Annotated in this window: 16 protein-coding genes; 7 read left to right on the forward strand and 9 right to left on the reverse strand. The window is 54.6% G+C overall.

Going from position 1 to position 17,675, the window contains the following annotated elements; genetic code table 11:
• Positions 1 to 31 precede the first annotated feature (31 nt).
• From adk to PUZ33_RS13075, 3 genes are all read left to right on the forward strand, one after another.
• On the forward strand, positions 32 to 676 hold the full coding sequence (adk, locus tag PUZ33_RS13065; protein WP_006809841.1) for an adenylate kinase: 645 nt from the start codon (positions 32 to 34) through the stop codon (positions 674 to 676).
• Positions 677 to 800: 124 nt separating this feature from the next.
• Positions 801 to 1,763, forward strand: a complete 963-nt coding sequence (gene hemH / locus PUZ33_RS13070; protein WP_013095900.1) for a ferrochelatase — start codon at positions 801 to 803, stop codon at positions 1,761 to 1,763.
• Positions 1,764 to 1,825: 62 nt separating this feature from the next.
• Entirely contained in the window at positions 1,826 to 3,130 is a 1,305-nt protein-coding gene (locus PUZ33_RS13075) for an inosine/guanosine kinase (protein ID WP_058681168.1), read from the forward strand.
• Between the two features lie 104 nt (positions 3,131 to 3,234).
• Here PUZ33_RS13075 and ybaL read toward each other — a convergent pair whose 3' ends face one another.
• Both ybaL and PUZ33_RS13085 read right to left on the reverse strand, forming a co-directional pair.
• A complete protein-coding gene (gene ybaL / locus PUZ33_RS13080; RefSeq protein ID WP_040021505.1) occupies positions 3,235 to 4,911 on the reverse strand; it encodes a YbaL family putative K(+) efflux transporter in 1,677 nt (558 codons plus the stop codon).
• Positions 4,912 to 5,139: 228 nt separating this feature from the next.
• Positions 5,140 to 6,360 carry an MFS transporter gene (locus PUZ33_RS13085; protein ID WP_013095903.1) on the reverse strand — a complete coding sequence of 407 codons (1,221 nt, stop codon included), beginning with the start codon at positions 6,358 to 6,360 and terminating at the stop codon, positions 5,140 to 5,142.
• 163 nt (positions 6,361 to 6,523) lie between these two features.
• On the opposite strand from PUZ33_RS13085, the gene ushA reads away from it, so the two are divergent.
• On the forward strand, positions 6,524 to 8,176 hold the full coding sequence (gene ushA, locus PUZ33_RS13090; RefSeq protein ID WP_058681167.1) for a bifunctional UDP-sugar hydrolase/5'-nucleotidase UshA: 1,653 nt from the start codon (positions 6,524 to 6,526) through the stop codon (positions 8,174 to 8,176).
• A 122-nt stretch (positions 8,177 to 8,298) separates the two neighbouring features.
• Here ushA and ybaK read toward each other — a convergent pair whose 3' ends face one another.
• From ybaK to PUZ33_RS13125, 7 genes are all read right to left on the reverse strand, one after another.
• Positions 8,299 to 8,778: a Cys-tRNA(Pro)/Cys-tRNA(Cys) deacylase YbaK gene (ybaK, locus tag PUZ33_RS13095; protein WP_010428207.1), complete on the reverse strand. Its 480-nt coding sequence runs from the start codon at positions 8,776 to 8,778 to the stop codon at positions 8,299 to 8,301.
• Positions 8,779 to 8,977: 199 nt separating this feature from the next.
• On the reverse strand, positions 8,978 to 9,772 hold the full coding sequence (locus PUZ33_RS13100; RefSeq protein WP_013095905.1) for a TraB/GumN family protein: 795 nt from the start codon (positions 9,770 to 9,772) through the stop codon (positions 8,978 to 8,980).
• Positions 9,773 to 9,920: 148 nt separating this feature from the next.
• Positions 9,921 to 12,419, reverse strand: coding sequence for a copper-exporting P-type ATPase CopA (gene copA, locus PUZ33_RS13105; protein ID WP_058681166.1), 2,499 nt, complete (start codon positions 12,417 to 12,419; stop codon positions 9,921 to 9,923).
• 275 nt (positions 12,420 to 12,694) lie between these two features.
• On the reverse strand, positions 12,695 to 13,579 hold the full coding sequence (locus tag PUZ33_RS13110) for a type VI secretion system-associated protein TagO (RefSeq protein WP_057056010.1): 885 nt from the start codon (positions 13,577 to 13,579) through the stop codon (positions 12,695 to 12,697).
• Between the two features lie 4 nt (positions 13,580 to 13,583).
• Positions 13,584 to 13,916, reverse strand: a complete 333-nt coding sequence (locus PUZ33_RS13115) for a hypothetical protein (protein WP_010428212.1) — start codon at positions 13,914 to 13,916, stop codon at positions 13,584 to 13,586.
• Positions 13,917 to 14,029: 113 nt separating this feature from the next.
• Positions 14,030 to 14,278 carry an ogr/Delta-like zinc finger family protein gene (locus tag PUZ33_RS13120; RefSeq protein ID WP_216689633.1) on the reverse strand — a complete coding sequence of 83 codons (249 nt, stop codon included), beginning with the start codon at positions 14,276 to 14,278 and terminating at the stop codon, positions 14,030 to 14,032.
• Positions 14,279 to 14,317: 39 nt separating this feature from the next.
• A complete protein-coding gene (locus PUZ33_RS13125; protein WP_274205321.1) occupies positions 14,318 to 15,454 on the reverse strand; it encodes a phage late control D family protein in 1,137 nt (378 codons plus the stop codon).
• Positions 15,455 to 15,607: 153 nt separating this feature from the next.
• Here PUZ33_RS13125 and PUZ33_RS13130 point away from each other — a divergent pair, with 153 nt between their 5' ends.
• Genes PUZ33_RS13130 through PUZ33_RS13140 form a run of 3 tightly spaced genes read left to right on the forward strand, consistent with a single transcriptional unit; the run spans position 15,608 to position 17,671 of the window.
• Positions 15,608 to 16,789, forward strand: coding sequence for a phage tail sheath family protein (locus PUZ33_RS13130; RefSeq protein WP_274205322.1), 1,182 nt, complete (start codon positions 15,608 to 15,610; stop codon positions 16,787 to 16,789).
• Positions 16,790 to 17,305 (forward strand): phage major tail tube protein, encoded by a 516-nt coding sequence (locus PUZ33_RS13135; protein ID WP_181242292.1) that lies wholly within the window; start codon positions 16,790 to 16,792, stop codon positions 17,303 to 17,305.
• A gap of 48 nt (positions 17,306 to 17,353) precedes the next feature.
• Entirely contained in the window at positions 17,354 to 17,671 is a 318-nt protein-coding gene (locus PUZ33_RS13140) for a phage tail assembly protein (RefSeq protein WP_045292898.1), read from the forward strand.
• Positions 17,672 to 17,675: the final 4 nt, after the last annotated feature.

Raw genomic sequence — 17,675 nt, forward strand, 5'->3', positions numbered from 1 at the left:
AATTGAATCGACTTTTGAGGGGATTTTCGCAATGCGTATTATTCTGCTTGGCGCTCCGGGCGCGGGTAAAGGAACTCAGGCTCAGTTCATCATGGAGAAATACGGTATTCCGCAAATCTCCACCGGTGATATGCTGCGCGCCGCTGTTAAATCTGGCTCTGAGCTGGGTAAACAAGCGAAAGACATCATGGACGCTGGCAAACTGGTGACCGACGAGCTGGTTATCGCTCTGGTCAAAGAGCGCATTGCTCAGGAAGACTGCCGTAACGGTTTCCTGCTGGACGGCTTCCCACGCACCATTCCTCAGGCTGACGCCATGAAAGAAGCGGGCATCAACGTAGACTACGTGCTGGAGTTCGACGTACCAGACGAGCTGATCGTTGACCGTATCGTTGGTCGCCGTGTGCACGCCGCTTCTGGCCGCGTTTACCACATTAAATTCAACCCACCTAAGGTTGAAGGTAAAGACGACGTAACCGGCGAAGAGCTGACCACCCGTAAAGACGATCAGGAAGAGACCGTGCGTAAGCGCCTGGTGGAATACCATCAGATGACTGCGCCGCTGATCGGCTACTACACCAAAGAAGCGCAGGCGGGTAACACCAAATACGCGAAAGTTGACGGCACCAAAGCCGTGGCTGACGTTCGTGCAGAGCTGGAAAAAATCCTCGGCTAATCGCACTGCTCTCACCCGGATCCCCGGGTGAGAATATTTCTCATCTTACCTATTACAGCAATGGGTTCCGTTTAAACGCATTTCCGCTACAATTGACAACCATTCAAATGGTTAAGAGGCGTGAATGAGTCAGGCGAAAACCGGCATCCTGCTTGCCAATCTGGGCACCCCAGAAGCACCTACGCCAGAAGCGGTAAAACGCTATCTGCGACAATTTTTAAGCGACACGCGCGTTGTGGATACCCCAAGACTGCTGTGGTGGCCATTACTGCGTGGCGTGATTCTGCCCATTCGTTCACCGCGCGTCGCCAAACTCTATCAGTCTGTCTGGATGGAAGAGGGCTCGCCGCTGATGGTCTACAGCCGTCGTCAGGAGAAAGCGCTGGCTGCCCGCCTGCCGGATATGCCTGTCGCACTCGGCATGAGCTATGGCAAACCGTCTCTGGAAAGTGCGGTCGACGCGCTGCTGGCGCAGGGGGTTGAGCACATTGTGGTGCTGGCACTCTACCCGCAGTACTCCTGCTCGACGGTTGCTGCGGTGTGGGACGAACTGGCCCGCATTCTGGCGACCCGCCGCCGCATTCCGGGCGTGACCTTTATACGCGACTACGCCGATAACGAACTCTATATCAAAGCGCTTGCCAGCAGTGCCCGCGCGTCGTTTGAAAAACACGGCGAGCCGGATCTGCTGCTGCTGTCCTATCACGGCATTCCGCAGCGTTTTGCTAACGAAGGGGATGATTATCCGCAGCGCTGTCGCGATACCACGCGTGAGCTGGTGTCCGCGCTCGGCCTGCCGCCGGAGAAGGTGATGATGACTTTCCAGTCGCGCTTTGGTCGCGAGCCGTGGTTGACACCGTATACGGACGAAACCCTCAAAATGCTCGGCGAGAAAGGCGTGAAGCATATTCAGGTAATGTCCCCGGGCTTTTCGGCCGATTGCCTGGAAACGCTGGAGGAGATCGCGGTGCAAAACCGGGAGTTTTTCCTTGAGGCTGGCGGTGAGAAGTACGAGTACATTCCGGCACTTAACGACGCTCCGGAACATATCGACATGATGGTCTCGCTGGTGACCAACAGCCGCTGATCGCACTCAGGGCCGGGTTTGTGCTACCATTCCCGGCCCATATTCTATGCACAGTTCAGACCATGAAATTTCCCGGTAAACGCAAATCCAAACACTACTTCCCTGTTGATGCCCGCGATCCGCTCCTGCAGCAAATCCAGCCTGAAAATGAAACCAGCGCCGCATGGGTCGTCGGTATTGATCAGACGCTGGTGGACATTGAAGCGAAAGTGGATGATGCGTTTGTCGCCCGTTACGGTCTGAGCGCCGGCCACTCGCTGGTAATTGAAGACGACGTTGCGGAGGCGCTCTATCAGGAGCTGGTGCGTGACAACCTGATCACCCATCAGTTTGCCGGTGGCACTATCGGCAATACCATGCACAACTACTCCGTTTTGGCAGACGACCGCTCAGTGCTGCTCGGCGTGATGTGCAGCAACATCGAAATTGGTGGCTACGCCTACCGTTACCTGTGCAATACCTCCAGCCGTACCGATCTTAACTATCTGCAGGGTGTCGACGGCCCCATTGGCCGCTGCTTTACGCTGATCGGTGAATCCGGCGAGCGTACCTTTGCCATCAGCCCTGGCCACATGAACAAGCTGCGTGCCGAGAGTATTCCCGAAGAGGTGATTGCGGGCGCGTCGGCGCTGGTGCTCACCTCCTACCTGGTGCGCTGCAAGCCGGGCGAGCCGATGCCGGAAGCCACCATGAAGGCGATTGAGTACGCTAAAAAGTACGATGTGCCGGTGGTCCTGACGCTGGGAACGAAATTTGTGATTGCCGACAACCCGGAGTGGTGGCAGGCCTTCCTGAAAGAGCATGTCTCGATTCTGGCGATGAACGAAGAAGAAGCTGAGGCTCTCACTGGCGAGAGCGATCCGCTGCTGGCCTCCGATAAAGCGCTGGACTGGGTGGATCTGGTGCTCTGCACCGCCGGACCGGTAGGGCTGTATATGGCAGGCTTCACGGAAGAAGAGAGCAAACGCAAAACCCAGCATCCGCTGCTGCCTGGCGCCATCGCCGAGTTCAACCAGTATGAGTTCAGCCGTGGCATGCGTTATAAAGACTGTGTTAAACCGCTGCGGATCTACTCACACATCGCCCCGTACATGGGCGGGCCGGAGAAGATCATGAACACCAACGGCGCGGGCGACGGTGCGCTGGCGGCGCTGCTGCATGACATCACCGCCAATGCCTACCACAAAACCAACGTGCCGAATTCCAGCAAACATAAGTTCAGCTGGCTCACCTATTCGTCGCTGGCGCAGGTGTGTAAATACGCGAACCGCGTCAGTTATCAGGTGCTGAACCAGCACTCCCCGCGCTTAACGCGTGGCCTGCCGGAAAGGGAAGACAGCCTCGAAGAGGCGTACTGGGACAGGTAAAAGAAAACCCCTCACCCCAGCCCTCTCCCCACAGGGGCGAGGGTGTTTGAGTTCCCTCACCCCTGTGGGGAGAGGGTTAGGGTGAGGGGACCAGGCCGCACAAGCTAGCCCGTCACCTCTTCTTCAACCGGCGGCTTCGCCAGCAGCGCCAGCATCGTATTCGCAATTTCGCGCTCACCCATCACCACCTGATTCGCACCCCGTTCGGTGATGTAATCCACCTCGTCGTCGTAATGGGCGCGGGCAATGATCTCAATCGTTGGGCATTTCTCACGTGCTGTGGCCACAATCTCACCCGCTTCGTAGCCGTTTGGAATGGTCAGCAGCAGCCAGCGGGCGCAGTCCAGATGCGCCAGGTTCATAATTTCTTCGTTCGCCGCATTGCCCAGCACTGCGCGAATACCGCGCTCGCGAAGCTCATCGACGCGGGTACGCGAGGTTTCAATCACCACCAGCGGGATCCCCTGCGCCATCAGCTTCTCGCCGAGCAGGCTTCCCACGCGGCCAAAGCCGACCAGCAGTGCGTGGTTGCAAATATCCACCGGGATCTGCTTCTCTTCTTCAATGGCCTCTTCGAGCGTCTGCTCTTCAAGGGTTTCTGTTTTATCGAGATATTTTTCCAGCAGCGCGAACAGCACGGGGTTCAGCATAATCGAGAGGATCGCTCCCGCCAGCACCAGGTTCTGCCCGGCCTGCGGCAGCAGGTTCAGCGCCATCCCCAGACCCGCCAGAATAAAGGCGAACTCACCAATCTGTGCCAGGCTTGCGGCGATGGTAAGAGCGGTACGCGGCGAGTGGCCGAACATTCGCACCAGGAAAAAGGCGGCGACCGACTTACCAAAGATGATAATCGCCAGCGTCCCCAGTACGGCCAACGGCTGCTGAACCAGAATCATCGGATCAAACAGCATCCCGACGGAGACAAAGAACAGCACCGCGAAGGCATCACGCAGGGGGAGGGTGTCATGCGCCGCGCGGTGGCTCAGTTCGGATTCGTTCAGCACCATCCCGGCGAAGAACGCGCCAAGGGCAAAGGAGACGTCAAAGAGCTCCACTGCGCCAAAGGCAATCCCCAGCGCCAGCGCAAGGACGGAAAGGGTGAACAGTTCACGCGAGCCGGTGGCCGCGCTGCGCGACATGATCCACGGCACCAGACGGCGGCCTACCAGCATCATGATGGCGATAAACGCCACCACTTTTCCGATGGTGATGCTCATATCCAGCGCCAGTGAGGCAAAGCCGAGGGTGTCTTTTTCCATCATTCCGGCGACGGCAGGCAGCAGGACCAGCGTCAGCACCATCACCAGATCTTCAACAATCAGCCAGCCGATTGCGATTTGTCCGCGCTGGCTGTCTATCAGCTGCCTCTCTTCAAGCGCGCGCAGCAGCACCACGGTACTGGCGGTTGAGAGACACAGCCCAAATACGATGCCGGTCATTAACGACCAGCCCAGTACGGCCGAAAGCGCCATGCCCAGCAGCGTCGCCACCCCTATCTGGGCGATCGCTCCCGGTATGGCGATAGACTTTACCGCCATCAGGTCCTTCAGGGAAAAATGCAGCCCCACGCCAAACATCAGCAGAATCACGCCCAGTTCCGCCAGTTCAGGTGCCAGTTTGGTATCCGCAACGAAGCCAGGCGTAAACGGTCCCGCCAGTACCCCGGCTAACAGATAGCCCACAAGAGGGGAAATACGCAGTTTATTGGCAATCATGCCGAGAATAAAAGCGAGCACAAGTCCACCAACAATGGTGGTGATAAGCGGTGTGGCGTGGTGCATTCCGTCTCCTTTCGTTGTGGGTGTTCCATTTTGGTGAAAACCAAAAACCGAGTAATAGTTTATGACAATTTTTACCCTTGTGTTTATGAATAATTGTTGAAGTTTGAATAAAACGGCAATATGCCTCAGAAAAGGCAGGTTTTGATAAATTCAGAGAAGGGATGAACAGGAAAGCCTTATGCCATGAGGGCATCAGGCTGCCAAAGTTACACTTTGGCAGCCATGAAATTACGCTTTATGACGATTATCAGGCAGGAATATGGTCAACATCCCCAGAAGTGGCAGGAAAGCGCAGATTTTATAAACCAGGAAGATACTGGTGTGGTCGGCAACCATGCCTAACACGGCTGCACCAAGGCCGCCCATGCCGAAGGCGAAACCAAAGAAGAGCCCGGAAACCATACCAATACGCCCCGGTAACAACTCCTGCGCATATACCAGGATAGCCGAGAACGCCGAGGCCAGAATAAAACCAATAATCACCGTTAAAATGCCCGTCCATTCAAGGCTGGCGTAAGGCAAAATAAGGGTAAAGGGGGCAACGCCAAGGATAGAGCCCCAAATAACATATTTACGGCCAATTTTATCCCCGACTGGCCCGCCAATCACCGTCCCTGCTGCGACGGCAAACAGGAAAGCAAACAGATGGAACTGCGCGTTTTGTACCGATAATCCGAATTTTTGCATCAGGTAAAAGGTGTAATAGCTGCTGATGCTCGCCATATAGAAATATTTCGAGAAAATCAGCACCAGCAGCACGGACACGGCCAGGATAACCTTATTGCGTGGAAGGGGATTGATAACCTTCACTTTTGGTTTGCCTTTGTTTACACGGTGCTGTGCGGCATACCAGCGGCTGATCTGGGCGAGCACAACGATCGCCAGCAGGGCGGCCAGCACAAACCAGGCGACGTTACCCTTGCCGTAGGGGGCGATGATCACTGCCGCCAGCAGCGGGCCGAGGGAACTGCCAAAATTACCGCCCACCTGGAAGAGTGATTGCGCCAGCCCGTGGCGCCCGCCGGAGGCCATACGTGCCACGCGGGAGGACTCCGGATGGAAGACCGACGAGCCGGTCCCCACCAGCGCGGCGGCAAGCAGCACCGCTTCAAAACTGCCCGCCATAGCCAGCAGCACCAACCCGCTCAGGGTGAAGCACATGCCAATCGGCAGCGACCACGGCATCGGATATTTATCCGTCCAGTAACCGACGATCGGTTGCAGTAGCGAAGAGGCCAGCTGGAAGGTCAGGGTGATCATCCCGATCTGCACGAAGGTTAATGAAAACTCGGATTGCAGCAGCGGATAAATCGCCAGGATCAGCGACTGGATCATGTCGTTGAGCAGATGGGAGAGGCTAATAGCGCCTAAGACTTTAAATGAGGTGCGCGAGGGTGGCGGCGACGCCGGCGCGCCCGAAACGGGCTGGGTTGATTCACTGATTGCCATAAATACCACGTCGTTAGTGATGAAAAATGCAGGGGGTAATTATTATCCAACTAACATACCTGCCATCGACATTTGAAGAAAGTCGCAATTATGAAAACTTATTTGTCTATTCTTGTTACTCACTGTAATTTTTGCGTTTGTCTATTGGTCAGGGAGAGAGAAGATGAAGTTAATGAAGCATGGCGTCGCGTTGGCGCTGCTCGCCGCCTGGGGTCTGGCAAGCCTGCCCGCACAGGCGTATGAAAAAGACAAAACGTATAAAATTACGATCCTGCATACCAACGATCACCACGGCCATTTCTGGCGCAGCGAGTACGGCGAATATGGTCTCTCCGCGCAAAAAACGCTGGTGGATGGCATTCGTAAAGAGGTTGCCGCCGAAGGGGGCAGCGTGCTGCTGTTATCGGGGGGCGATATCAATACCGGCGTGCCGGAGTCCGATTTACAGGATGCTGAGCCTGATTTTCGTGGCATGAATTTAATCGGTTACGATGCAATGGCCGTCGGAAACCATGAGTTTGATAACCCGCTGAGCGTGCTGCGCCAGCAGGAAAAATGGTCCAAATTCCCGTTCCTCTCCGCCAATATCTATCAGAAAAGTACCGGTGAACGCCTGTTTAAACCGTGGGCGCTGTTTAAGCGTCAGGATCTGAAAATCGCGGTGATTGGCCTCACCACGAACGATACGGCAAAAATTGGCAACCCGGAGTTCTTTACCGATATCGAATTCCGTAAACCGGCAGACGAAGCGAAGCTGGTGATTCAGGAGTTGCAGCAAAACGAAAAGCCGGACGTGATCATCGCCACCACCCATATGGGCCATTACGACAACGGTGAGCATGGTTCTAACGCGCCGGGCGACGTTGAAATGGCGCGCAGCCTCCCTGCGGGCTCACTGGCGATGATTGTGGGTGGTCACTCACAAGATCCGGTGTGCATGGCGTCAGAGAATAAAAAACAGGTGGATTATGTTCCGGGCACGCCGTGTGCACCAGACCGTCAGAACGGGATCTGGATTGTGCAGGCGCACGAGTGGGGTAAATACGTTGGCCGTGCCGACTTTGAGTTCCGTAACGGCGAGATGAAACTGGTGCATTATCAGCTCATCCCGGTCAACCTGAAGAAAAAAGTGACCTACCCGGACGGGAAAAGTGAGCGCGTGCTCTACACCCCGGAGATCCCCGAGAACCCACAGATGCTCTCCCTGTTAACCCCGTTCCAGAATAAAGGCAAAGCGCAGCTGGACGTGAAAATCGGTACGCTGAACGGGCGTCTGGAAGGGGACCGCAGCAAAGTCCGTTTCGTACAGACCAATATGGGTCACCTGGTGCTGGCGGCACAAATCGCGCGCACCGGTGCTGATTTTGGTGTGATGAGCGGCGGCGGGATCCGTGATTCCATCGAAGGCGGGAATATCACCTATAAAGATGTGCTGAAGGTGCAGCCGTTTGGCAACGTGGTGGTTTATGCCGATATGAGCGGAAAAGAGGTGATTGAGTATCTTACCGCCGTGGCGCAGATGAAGCCGGACTCCGGCGCCTATCCGCAGTTCGCTAACGTCAGCTTTGTGGCCAAAGACGGCAAGCTCAACGATCTCAAAATCAAGGGTGAGCCGGTTGATCCCGCGAAAACCTACCGTCTGGCAACCTTAAGCTTTAACGCCACCGGCGGCGACGGTTATCCGCACATCGATAACAAACCGGGCTATGTGAATACCGGCTTTATTGATGCCGAGGTTCTGAAGCAGTTTATCGAGCAGAATTCACCGATCGACGTGAATGCGTATGAGCCGAAAGGCGAGGTGAGCTGGCAGTAACGTTGTGCGGCCTGATGCCCTCACCCCAACCCTCTCCCACCGGGAGAGGGCGCGAACACAAAAAACGGTAACGTCTGTTACCGTTTTGCTTTTACCTCGCAGCCGCCACCCGGCTTTTTCTTTTAATCCCTGCGCGCAATATCCGCAAACTTCGCATCCAGCATTTTGGCCAGATCGCCTGCGGCCAGTTCGATATCCAGCCCGCGCTTGCCGCCGGAAATATAGATGGTTTCAAATTCCTGAGAAGGGGCGTCAATCAGCGTTGGCAGGCGTTTTTTCTGCCCGAGCGGGCTGATCCCGCCCACCAGATAACCCGTGGTGCGTTGCGCAACCATTGGGTCTGCCATATCTACCTTTTTCGCTCCCAGCGCTTTGGCCACTTTCTTCAGGTCCAGTTGTCCAGCCACGGGCGTGACCGCGACGGCGAGATGCTTCATATCGCCATTCACGGCCACCAGCAGCGTTTTATAGACCTGGTCGGCGTTCAGCCCCAGTTTGCGCACCACTTCATCACCAAAATTGGTTTCGTTCGGATCGTGATCGTAAGTGTGGATCCGGAAAGAAATTTTGTTTTTTTCGAGTAATTTAACGGCGGGAGTCATAGCTATCCTTCTTACGACAGACAATTCATGCTGACAGCATACGCCTGACGTTTGTCTAAAAAATAGCACCATCTTGCGCAATAGTATTGGCAGTGATGGTCACTTTGAGCGACAATCGGCTCAACCGAAGGTCTCCTTCGGCATAATAAAAACGATGAAATTCCTCTTTGACGGGCCAATAGAAATATTGGCCATTTTTTTATTTCAGCAGCGACGGCAAATTCCCTTCTCCGTACAAATGTAATGCCCCCACCGCGACCACGTAATGCCCGGCAGGTAACGCATGCAGCGTCTGTCGCCATGCCGCATTGCGTGCGTTCATCAGCACATCGTACAGCGATTCACTGAACGTTGACGGCAGCGTTAATTTCCCCTCAGCAGGCGGGGCATCGAGCCACCAGCCAATCATGGTTTGCAGCAGACGGGCGTTGGTATGCCAGTGCGTCAGCGTATCATCAAGCAGGATGAGACCATCATCAGGCAACTGGCGAAGGAGGGCAATCTGACTGTCGGTACCTTCCAGCTCAATGATCGGCAGACGGCGTGCCCGGGCCGCATTCAGCAGCTGGTAATCAATACCGTAATCACCGCGCAGCCCCAGACGCTGCGCCTGCGTCGCCTGCAATATCATGGCAATCTGCCAGAGCGGCAGGGTGTCCAGCATGGAGAGCGATACGCCGGTTTCATCCGCCACGCGCGTCAGTTCGGCGAGCTGAGCCTCGTCCAGACGGTCGGCCAGGGTCAAATCGCTCTCCAGCCCGGCAAAGGGAGACTCGTGGCCTGAAATATCCGCCTCAACCACCAGCGCATCGGCCTGCTTCAGGAGGGATAACAGACCAGAGGGCAGCGGAGACATATCCTGCGTGCCCATATGTATGCTGCCCACCAGGTGCAGATGCTGACCGCCGGGGAGCGAGATATCCATTCCGGGCCAGGTATAACGGCGGGGGAAGAGGGCGCGAAACGATGTTTTTATACGGCGAAACAGACTCATACGCGCTCCATAAACGGAAAGGTTCATGCTAACGCGTGGGGCAGGGCGGCGCAACAGGTGAACGTCGGCACGTTTCGTAGGCCTGATAAGCGCAGCGCCATCAGGCAAAAAAGCCGGGTGGCGCTGCGCTTCCCCAGCCTACAACGTATTACGCTTTCGGTTTAAAGCGCAGCAGACGGTTGGCGTTGCTCACCACGGTAATGGAGGAGAGCGCCATCGCTGCACCTGCGACCACCGGGTTAAGCAGCGTACCGGTCAGGGGCCACAGAATGCCGGCAGCAATCGGGATACCGAGCGAGTTATAGATAAACGCACCCAGCAGGTTCTGCTTCATGTTGCGCAACGTGGCTTTCGAAATCGCCAGCGCATCGGCAACACCCATCAGGCTGTGTCGCATCAGTGTGATGGCTGCCGTCTCAATGGCAACGTCGCTCCCGCTTCCCATGGCAATCCCCACCTCTGCCTGTGCCAGCGCCGGCGCATCGTTAATACCGTCGCCAACCATCGCGACCTGGCGCCCCTGTTGTTGCAGCGTTTTAATGGCGTCCGCTTTGCCGTCCGGCAGGACACCGGCAATGACTTCATCGATCCCCGCCTCTCTGGCGATGGCGTTGGCCGTGGTTGGGTTATCCCCGGTTAACATCACCAGGCGGTAGCCCGCGCGGTGCAGTCGTTGTAAGGCATCCACACTGTCCTGACGTAACGGATCGCGCACGGCCAGCAGTGCCGCTATATGACCGTCCACCGCCAGCAGCACAGGGGTTGCGCCCTGTGAGGCCTGGGCATTCAGTTCACTTTTCAGCGCTGAAGTCGCTATGCCGTTTTCATTCATCAGGGCCTGGTTACCCAGCAGCAGTGTGTGCCCTTCGGCCTCACCGCTGACGCCTAATCCGCGCAGGGTGCGGAAGTTGTTCACCTGCGGCAGGCTGGCCTCACCGGCTTTCTCAATGATGGCACGCGCCAGCGGGTGGCTGGAGCCTTGTTCCAGGGCCGCGGCGAGACGCAGTGCGTCAGCCTCCGCGAAGCCTGAGGTATGCACGGATACAACCTGCGGTTTACCTTCGGTCAGGGTACCGGTTTTATCAAAGACCAGCGTGTCGAGAGTGCTGGCGCGTTGCAGGGCGTCGGCATCACGCACCAGCACGCCAAACTCGGCGGCACGACCCACGCCGGAGATAATCGACATCGGCGTCGCAAGGCCGAGCGCGCAAGGACAGGCGATAATCAGTACCGTGGTGGCGATCACCAGGGTATAGACAATTTGCGGCGCCGGGCCGAAGAAATACCAGATAGCCGCGCTCAGCAGCGCGATGCCCACCACCACCGGTACAAAAATGGCGGAGATTTTATCGGCCAGCTGACCTATTTCAGGCTTAGTGCTCTGTGCCTGGCGCACCATGCGGATAATACGGGACAGCGTGGTGTGGCTTCCCACCGCACTGGCGGTGAACAGCACGCTGCCGTCCTGCACCACCGTACCGGCATGTACGCCATCACCCTGTGATTTCTGCTGCGGAATGGGTTCCCCGGTGAGCATCGCTTCGTCAAACCAGGCTTCACCCTGCGTGATGTCTCCGTCCACGGGAACGCGGTCACCGGTGGTCAGACGCAGCGTCATACCGGGCTGAACCTCGGCCAGCGGAACGCTTTTTTCTCCGTCGTCAGTGACCACGCGGGCGGTCGGGGGGGTTAAATCCAGCAGCCGCTCCAGCGCTTTTGAGGAGCGCTGACGGGCGCGGGCTTCCAGCATATGGCCCAGGTTAATCAGGCCGATGATCATCGCGCTCGCTTCATAGTAGAGATGGCGGGCTTCCATCGGGAACCACTGTGGCCAGACGTTCACGCTCATGGAGTAGAGCCATGCCGCACCGGTGCCAAGGGCTACCAGCGTATCCATGGTTGCGGTGCGGTTTTTCAGGCTCTTCCAGGCGCTGGAATAGAAATGCCCGCCTGCAAATACCATTACACCAAGCGTAATGATACCAATGACCAGCCACAGCGTGCGGTTGTCGTCGGTGACCATCATGTTGTCACCGATCATGCCCCACACCATTACTGGGATCCCGACCAGCAGCGCAACAATGGCCTGCCAGCGGAAGCGTTTCATGGTGGCGATAGCCGTTTCCTGCTGGCGTTCACGGCGTTTGGCATCATCTTCGATGGCCTCTGCGCCATAGCCCGCTTTTTCAACGGCCTGCACTAATTCTGCGGCGGAGGCACTGCCCATCACCAGCGCAGTACGCTCCGCAAGATTGACCCGTGCCTGCGCGACTCCGGGTACCGCCTGCAAGGCATTTTGCACCCGGGAGACGCAGCTGGCGCAGCTCATGCCGTTGATCAGCAGCTGTTGGCTGTCATCGATATCATCAGCTGCCGGAAGCTCAGGAGTGGCCGCTGTCAGTGCTTCCGACGGGGATGATGACTCTGCCAGCGGTTTAGCCTTTGGGTGGCTCAGCTCCGCCCCATAACCTGCCTGTTTGATGGTATCAATCAGCGCTTGCGCACTGGCGCTGCCGGTGACGGCAGCGTGATCGATAGTGACGTCAGCGCTTTCGACATCAGGACGCTGTTCCAGACTTTCTTTAACGCGTTTGACACAGTGGCCGCAGGAGAGGCCGTCCAGTGTCAGGTCAATTGTGTGAGACATAACAAAACTCCCGTATAATGAACTGGTCAGTTGTTGACCGGAGTAACGCTTTTCGCTAACTGTTATGAAGGTTAAACCTTCCATCAAGGGGAAGGTCAAGAATTTAAATTGCTGATTGAAAGGGATTTTTAAAATCAGCGTCCACATAGCGTCCACACTTCGACAAAAGTGTCCACATTACAATGACAAAGCCCCGCTTATTGAGCGGGGCTTTTTTCATAACAAGTTACTCTTCATCGTCTGAAGATAGCTCTGTTTAATGACATAAACTTCGTTTACTTCCAACCACAAGCTTTTTGAAGCGGTTTCATTGCATCTGAAAGGCCCTTGAGATCGAAGGTTGCACTCACAGGGGCTTCATTGTATGGGGTGATTCTGGTGAACATTTTGTCTGCTTTGGCTAGAGATTTAATGAAATCAATGTCACTACCCTTGTAAAAAACCGCTTTGGTATCAGTTGAGATAGACCATTCTTTTTCAACTGCTTTCTGCTTATCCAAGCGGTAGAGCATGCTCGTTTGCTCAAGGCCCAAGTACACATCCCAGTTAATGAATACCTCCGTTTTCTTTTCGCGGCAGGCTACATACATTGTTGGAATCACACTTTCTCCAAAAGGTGTTCGAATGTAATCATTACTGTTAAGTGAGAGGATTATGTTTTTTGAGTCGTCTACCGGCGAGGTGCTAATTGATGTTTGCCACTTGCCAGGGTTAGAAACAGAATTTTCTACAGCTTCAGTTTCTGCGGATGTAGTTTGCGGGAATAACTTGTCGAAACATGCCAGCCTTTTAGTGCCATTAATTTCACTTTGGCACTCTAACAACTTAGCTCGGCCAGGTTGCTGATAATCAGTTTTTGCTGACGTGTTTATCGTGCTTGTTGTAGCTTTAAACGTTGGTGAGAAGAAGCGATCGTAACAAGATAGTCGTTTATCGTTATCTTTCTCCTCAGGGCATTGATCTCTACTCTCGAATTTATCAGCATTTTGTGTTCGTGATGGCGGTATTGATTTGTCGTAACAAGAAAGTCGTTCAGCATTATTTTCCATAGCCCGACATTCAAGGACTGCATTGAAGTTTTTATGTTCACTTCCTGCGTATACAGACGCTGCATTGAGTGCCATAAATGATGCTATTGCATTTAAAAACAGCTTTTTCATTTAATCATCCCTTTGGTCTTGTGAGGAATACAAGGATACCGATGATTATGTCGCCTATAACCCAGACACTAGCGATTGCCATTAAACCTAGACCGGTACCAATTGCAGCCCCAGCTCTTTCTGCATCGGAAGTTGCGTGATTTATTACTTCACCACTACCACCTAATCCTGCGAAGAGGCAGTAGATCATAAATAAGTTGAACAGTATAAAAGCCCACTTGATGACTTTTCCAAAAAGTGAACGCCGTGGCTTTTTAAGTTGCTTCCCACATGACGGGCAGCGTAATGCTGTATCACTTACATCCTTAAGACACTCTGGACAGCTAACCAATGCCATAAACAAATCTCCTTAAATGAAAATCTTATCTTTTTGTTACAAATCATTGGGATTTTATCGGATTTGGACGCATTGACAAGTGAAAAGCCCCGTTACACAAACGGGGCTTTTGTTTAAATAATCAGGCTAAGTTGATTATTTCCATAGTGCGAGGCGGGAAAGGCATCGCGGGGGATGAAATCTGGCGGTAACGGCGCAGTACCTGCACGCCTTGTTACCTCCCTTTCTACGCTGTTAAGCGTGGTGAATGATCGGCTACATTCCAGATTCTGACACTGGTGATATTGCCGGATTGTCATATCGGTTATTTTGCGGCTGGTACGGGTGCGGGCCATAGCGCCGCAGAATGGACATCTGAACATAATGATGGCTCCCCTGTGGGAGTTGAACTCCATTTCATTTTATTCAGTTTCCGCTATCCAGTCAGGTATTTTCGCTTCCAGTTCTAACCGGGTGGTAAAGCCGTTGTCGTCAATGACGTGCTCAGCACGCGCAATGATCCAGTCCTGATTGTCTATTTCATCCTTAAAACCGCTAACCGTGACGTGCATTTCGGGGTATAACTCAGCGCGGCCACGCGCCAGGGTGATCGAAAACTCTGCCGCACCACGCTGAAGCTGTTGCCACTTTGCCGCTGCCGCACGTTTCGCCGCTTCTTCATTCTGGTAAGTTTTGCGCAGTACATAGACGTTACCGTCTGCGCCCTCCATGTAATCGCCCTCACGGCTGCTGCTCTTCTCTTTTTTGGGCTTTGCTGGCTTACGGCGCTTTACGCTGACCTTTTTCTTTTTGCCGAAATTGAGATCCAGCCAGTAAGCCCTGACGCCGGTATACGCATCCCGATCGGCAATACGAAAGCGGTGACGGTCGCCACTCGTGCGGTCAATGCTGGCAGAGGGTATTGCCTTCCCGTCAGCGGTTACACCGCCACCCGGCAGGATAAACAGCAGACTGCCGTTCTTTACGGTGGCAATTGCACCCAGCATTTCCGCCATGCGGGTAAGGAAAGACATATCGCTTTCCTGCGTCTGGTCGGCGTGATCAATCTCAATATCCATGAGCATTTCACTGATTTGTGCCTTTAGTCCGTAACGGTGCGCTATGGCCGACACGACGCGCTCGACGGTCACGCCATGCCATGAGACTTCGCGCTTTACGTTGAACTCTTCACGAAAATCAGCGCTGCGGGCAGTAATACCAATGATATCACCCGGCCCTTCATGGGATACCTCATCAACCGTGTACAGTCCCTTGTAAATCAGCGACTCACCCAGCCAGCCAATTGATACCGCAAGCTCAGCGCCACGCGGAGGCAGAGCAACCATACCGTCACTGTCATCAATAGAAATGGACAGCTGATCGGCATCGAATCCCCTGTTGTCCGTCAGTGACAGCGACATGATCCGATCATCAAGCTGCGTCCGTACCTTACCGCCCATCGTTATGCTGAATCCCGGACTTTTTACCGCCTCGGTAAGTGAATCGTTATAACTGCTGATGGCGTCGTTAAGTGATTTTGTCAGGTCAGTAAGTGCCACGCTTTCCCCCTTCTTTCGGCGAAGGATCCCACGCGCGCGGGAGAGACTAAATCGGTTTTTGTTGTCGCCGTCCGGCCAGACCCACAATAGCGTGAGTGGTGTTCAGACATGAGGGATTATCACTGCGAACTCAATAACGTAATGGTGGCTAACATGTCAGAGACACGTTTCCACGGTGTACGCGTCCGGGAGAATACCGACCTGGTAACGGCCATCAATGACATTGAATCAAGTGTCATTGGGGTCGTTGCCGTGGCGGATGATGCCGACGCGGATACCTTTCCCCTGAATACCCCCGTTTTACTGACGCGGGTTAACAATGTACTGGGTAAGGCGGGTAAAACTGGCTCCCTGTACAAAACGCTTAAAGCCATCGCTGACCAGACCAGCCCGAAGGTCCTCGTTGTGCGGGTGGCAGCAGCTACCGAAGAAGAAGGCGGTAAAACGCAGTCGCAGCTCATCATGGGTGGCACGGCAGAAGACGGCAGCTATACCGGCATGTATGCATTTCTGACTGCTGAACAGAGGGTAGGCTATCGTCCGCGCATTCTGGCCGCACCAGACTACGACACGGAAGAAGTGACCTCCGCTCTGTGTGTCATTGCACAGAACCTGCGCGCGTTTGTTTATGCCAGTTGCTACGGCTGCACGACGATGGCAGAAGCTATCGCCTACCGCGCAACCTTCGCTTATCGTGAGCTAATGCTTATCTGGCCTGACTTCATCGCATACAACCCGCAGACCGGAGAAAATGAAATCTTCCCGGCCCCGGCCTATGCCTGCGGGCTCCGCGCGCTGATTGACAACAATCAGGGCTGGCATAAATCGCTTTCCAACGTGGCGGTCAAGAACGTGCTGGGTATTTCACAGGATGTTTTCTGGTCGCTTCAGGCCGAAGACAGCGACGCGAACGAACTGAACAACAAGGAGATCACGACGCTCATCAAGCGTAACGGTTTCCGGTTCTGGGGCAACCGCGTTACGGACACCAAAGATTATATTTTTGAGGTTTACACCCGTACGGCACAGATTCTGGCTGACAGTATCGCTGAGGCGCAATTTGAATCAGTGGACGAACCGCTAACCCCGGCCAACGTCAAGGACGTGGTCAGCGGCATCAGCGGCAAACTCAATTCGCTGGTGACGCAGGGGCGGCTAATTGGTGCTGAATGCTGGTTTGATATCCTGGATAACCCGACAACCGGTCTCCGTCAGGGTCAGGTACGCATTCGCTATAAATATACACCGGTTCCGCCAATGGAAGATCTGACGCTCTACCAGACCTTCACGGACGAGTATTTCGAATCGGCGTTTTCTTCCCTGGGAGGTGCATAAATGGCGGTTCCTCACAAACTACGCCTGTTCACCTGCTTTGTGAACGGCAGCAACTGCATCGGCAAAGTCTCTTCCGTGACGCTGCCAAAACTGACCCGTAAAACTGAAGATTTTCAGGGGGGCGGGATGATTGGCTCCGCTGCGGTGGATCTCGGTCTGGACAGTGGCGCGCTGGACACCACGATGGTGGTTGGCGGTCTGGTTCAGTCGTTACTGCTGAACTACTGCGGCGATATCGACGAAACCCGTTTCCGCTTCGCCGGGGAGTATTACACCGATGGTGAAAGCATGCTGGTTGAGGTCGAACTGCGCGGCCGCATCACCGAAATGGACGGCGGCGAAAGCAAGCAGGGAGAAGACACCTCCGTCAGCTACACGATGAAGAACACTTATTACAAACTCACCATCGACGATAAGCCACTGTTTGAGTTTGATCTGCTGAACTTCATCTACAAGAAAGACGGCAAGAATATCTACCCTGACCGCATCACGTCTGCGCTGGGAATGGGTAACTGATTAACCTGATAAGTGGCGGCACAGCCTTGCCGCCCGGAGCATTCAACAATGAGCAAAAAAAACGATAACGCCATTACTCTGGCAAAACCCGTTGTTCGCGGCGATGAGAAAATTACTCAGGTAACGATCACGGATGAGATCAAACAGGCTGGCTCCCTGCGCGGTCTGAAGCTGGTCAACGTGATGAATATGGATGTGGATTCGGTGGCGGTACTGCTGACCCGCGTCACATCACCGCGCCTCAAACAGACCGAAATCAACGAAATGGATACCCGCGATTTTGTCAGCCTGTCTGAAGCGCTCGTCCCTTTTTTGACACCTGCGGGGTCTGGAGCGTCGAGCGAGGCGGAGACGGAGAATCAGTAACACT

This window comes from Enterobacter cloacae complex sp. 2022EL-00981, assembly GCF_028737495.1.
Lineage (GTDB): Bacteria > Pseudomonadota > Gammaproteobacteria > Enterobacterales > Enterobacteriaceae > Enterobacter > Enterobacter cloacae.

Coding starts and splice junctions, on each gene's coding strand:
- adk (WP_006809841.1), top strand. CDS start 32: ATGCGTATTATTCTGCTTGGCGCTCCGGGCGCGGGTAAAGGAACTCAG.
- hemH (WP_013095900.1), top strand. CDS start 801: ATGAGTCAGGCGAAAACCGGCATCCTGCTTGCCAATCTGGGCACCCCA.
- PUZ33_RS13075 (WP_058681168.1), top strand. CDS start 1,826: ATGAAATTTCCCGGTAAACGCAAATCCAAACACTACTTCCCTGTTGAT.
- ybaL (WP_040021505.1), bottom strand. CDS start 4,911: ATGCACCACGCCACACCGCTTATCACCACCATTGTTGGTGGACTTGTG.
- PUZ33_RS13085 (WP_013095903.1), bottom strand. CDS start 6,360: ATGGCAATCAGTGAATCAACCCAGCCCGTTTCGGGCGCGCCGGCGTCG.
- ushA (WP_058681167.1), top strand. CDS start 6,524: ATGAAGTTAATGAAGCATGGCGTCGCGTTGGCGCTGCTCGCCGCCTGG.
- ybaK (WP_010428207.1), bottom strand. CDS start 8,778: ATGACTCCCGCCGTTAAATTACTCGAAAAAAACAAAATTTCTTTCCGG.
- PUZ33_RS13100 (WP_013095905.1), bottom strand. CDS start 9,772: ATGAGTCTGTTTCGCCGTATAAAAACATCGTTTCGCGCCCTCTTCCCC.
- copA (WP_058681166.1), bottom strand. CDS start 12,419: ATGTCTCACACAATTGACCTGACACTGGACGGCCTCTCCTGCGGCCAC.
- PUZ33_RS13110 (WP_057056010.1), bottom strand. CDS start 13,579: ATGAAAAAGCTGTTTTTAAATGCAATAGCATCATTTATGGCACTCAAT.
- PUZ33_RS13115 (WP_010428212.1), bottom strand. CDS start 13,916: ATGGCATTGGTTAGCTGTCCAGAGTGTCTTAAGGATGTAAGTGATACA.
- PUZ33_RS13120 (WP_216689633.1), bottom strand. CDS start 14,278: ATGTTCAGATGTCCATTCTGCGGCGCTATGGCCCGCACCCGTACCAGC.
- PUZ33_RS13130 (WP_274205322.1), top strand. CDS start 15,608: ATGTCAGAGACACGTTTCCACGGTGTACGCGTCCGGGAGAATACCGAC.
- PUZ33_RS13135 (WP_181242292.1), top strand. CDS start 16,790: ATGGCGGTTCCTCACAAACTACGCCTGTTCACCTGCTTTGTGAACGGC.
- PUZ33_RS13140 (WP_045292898.1), top strand. CDS start 17,354: ATGAGCAAAAAAAACGATAACGCCATTACTCTGGCAAAACCCGTTGTT.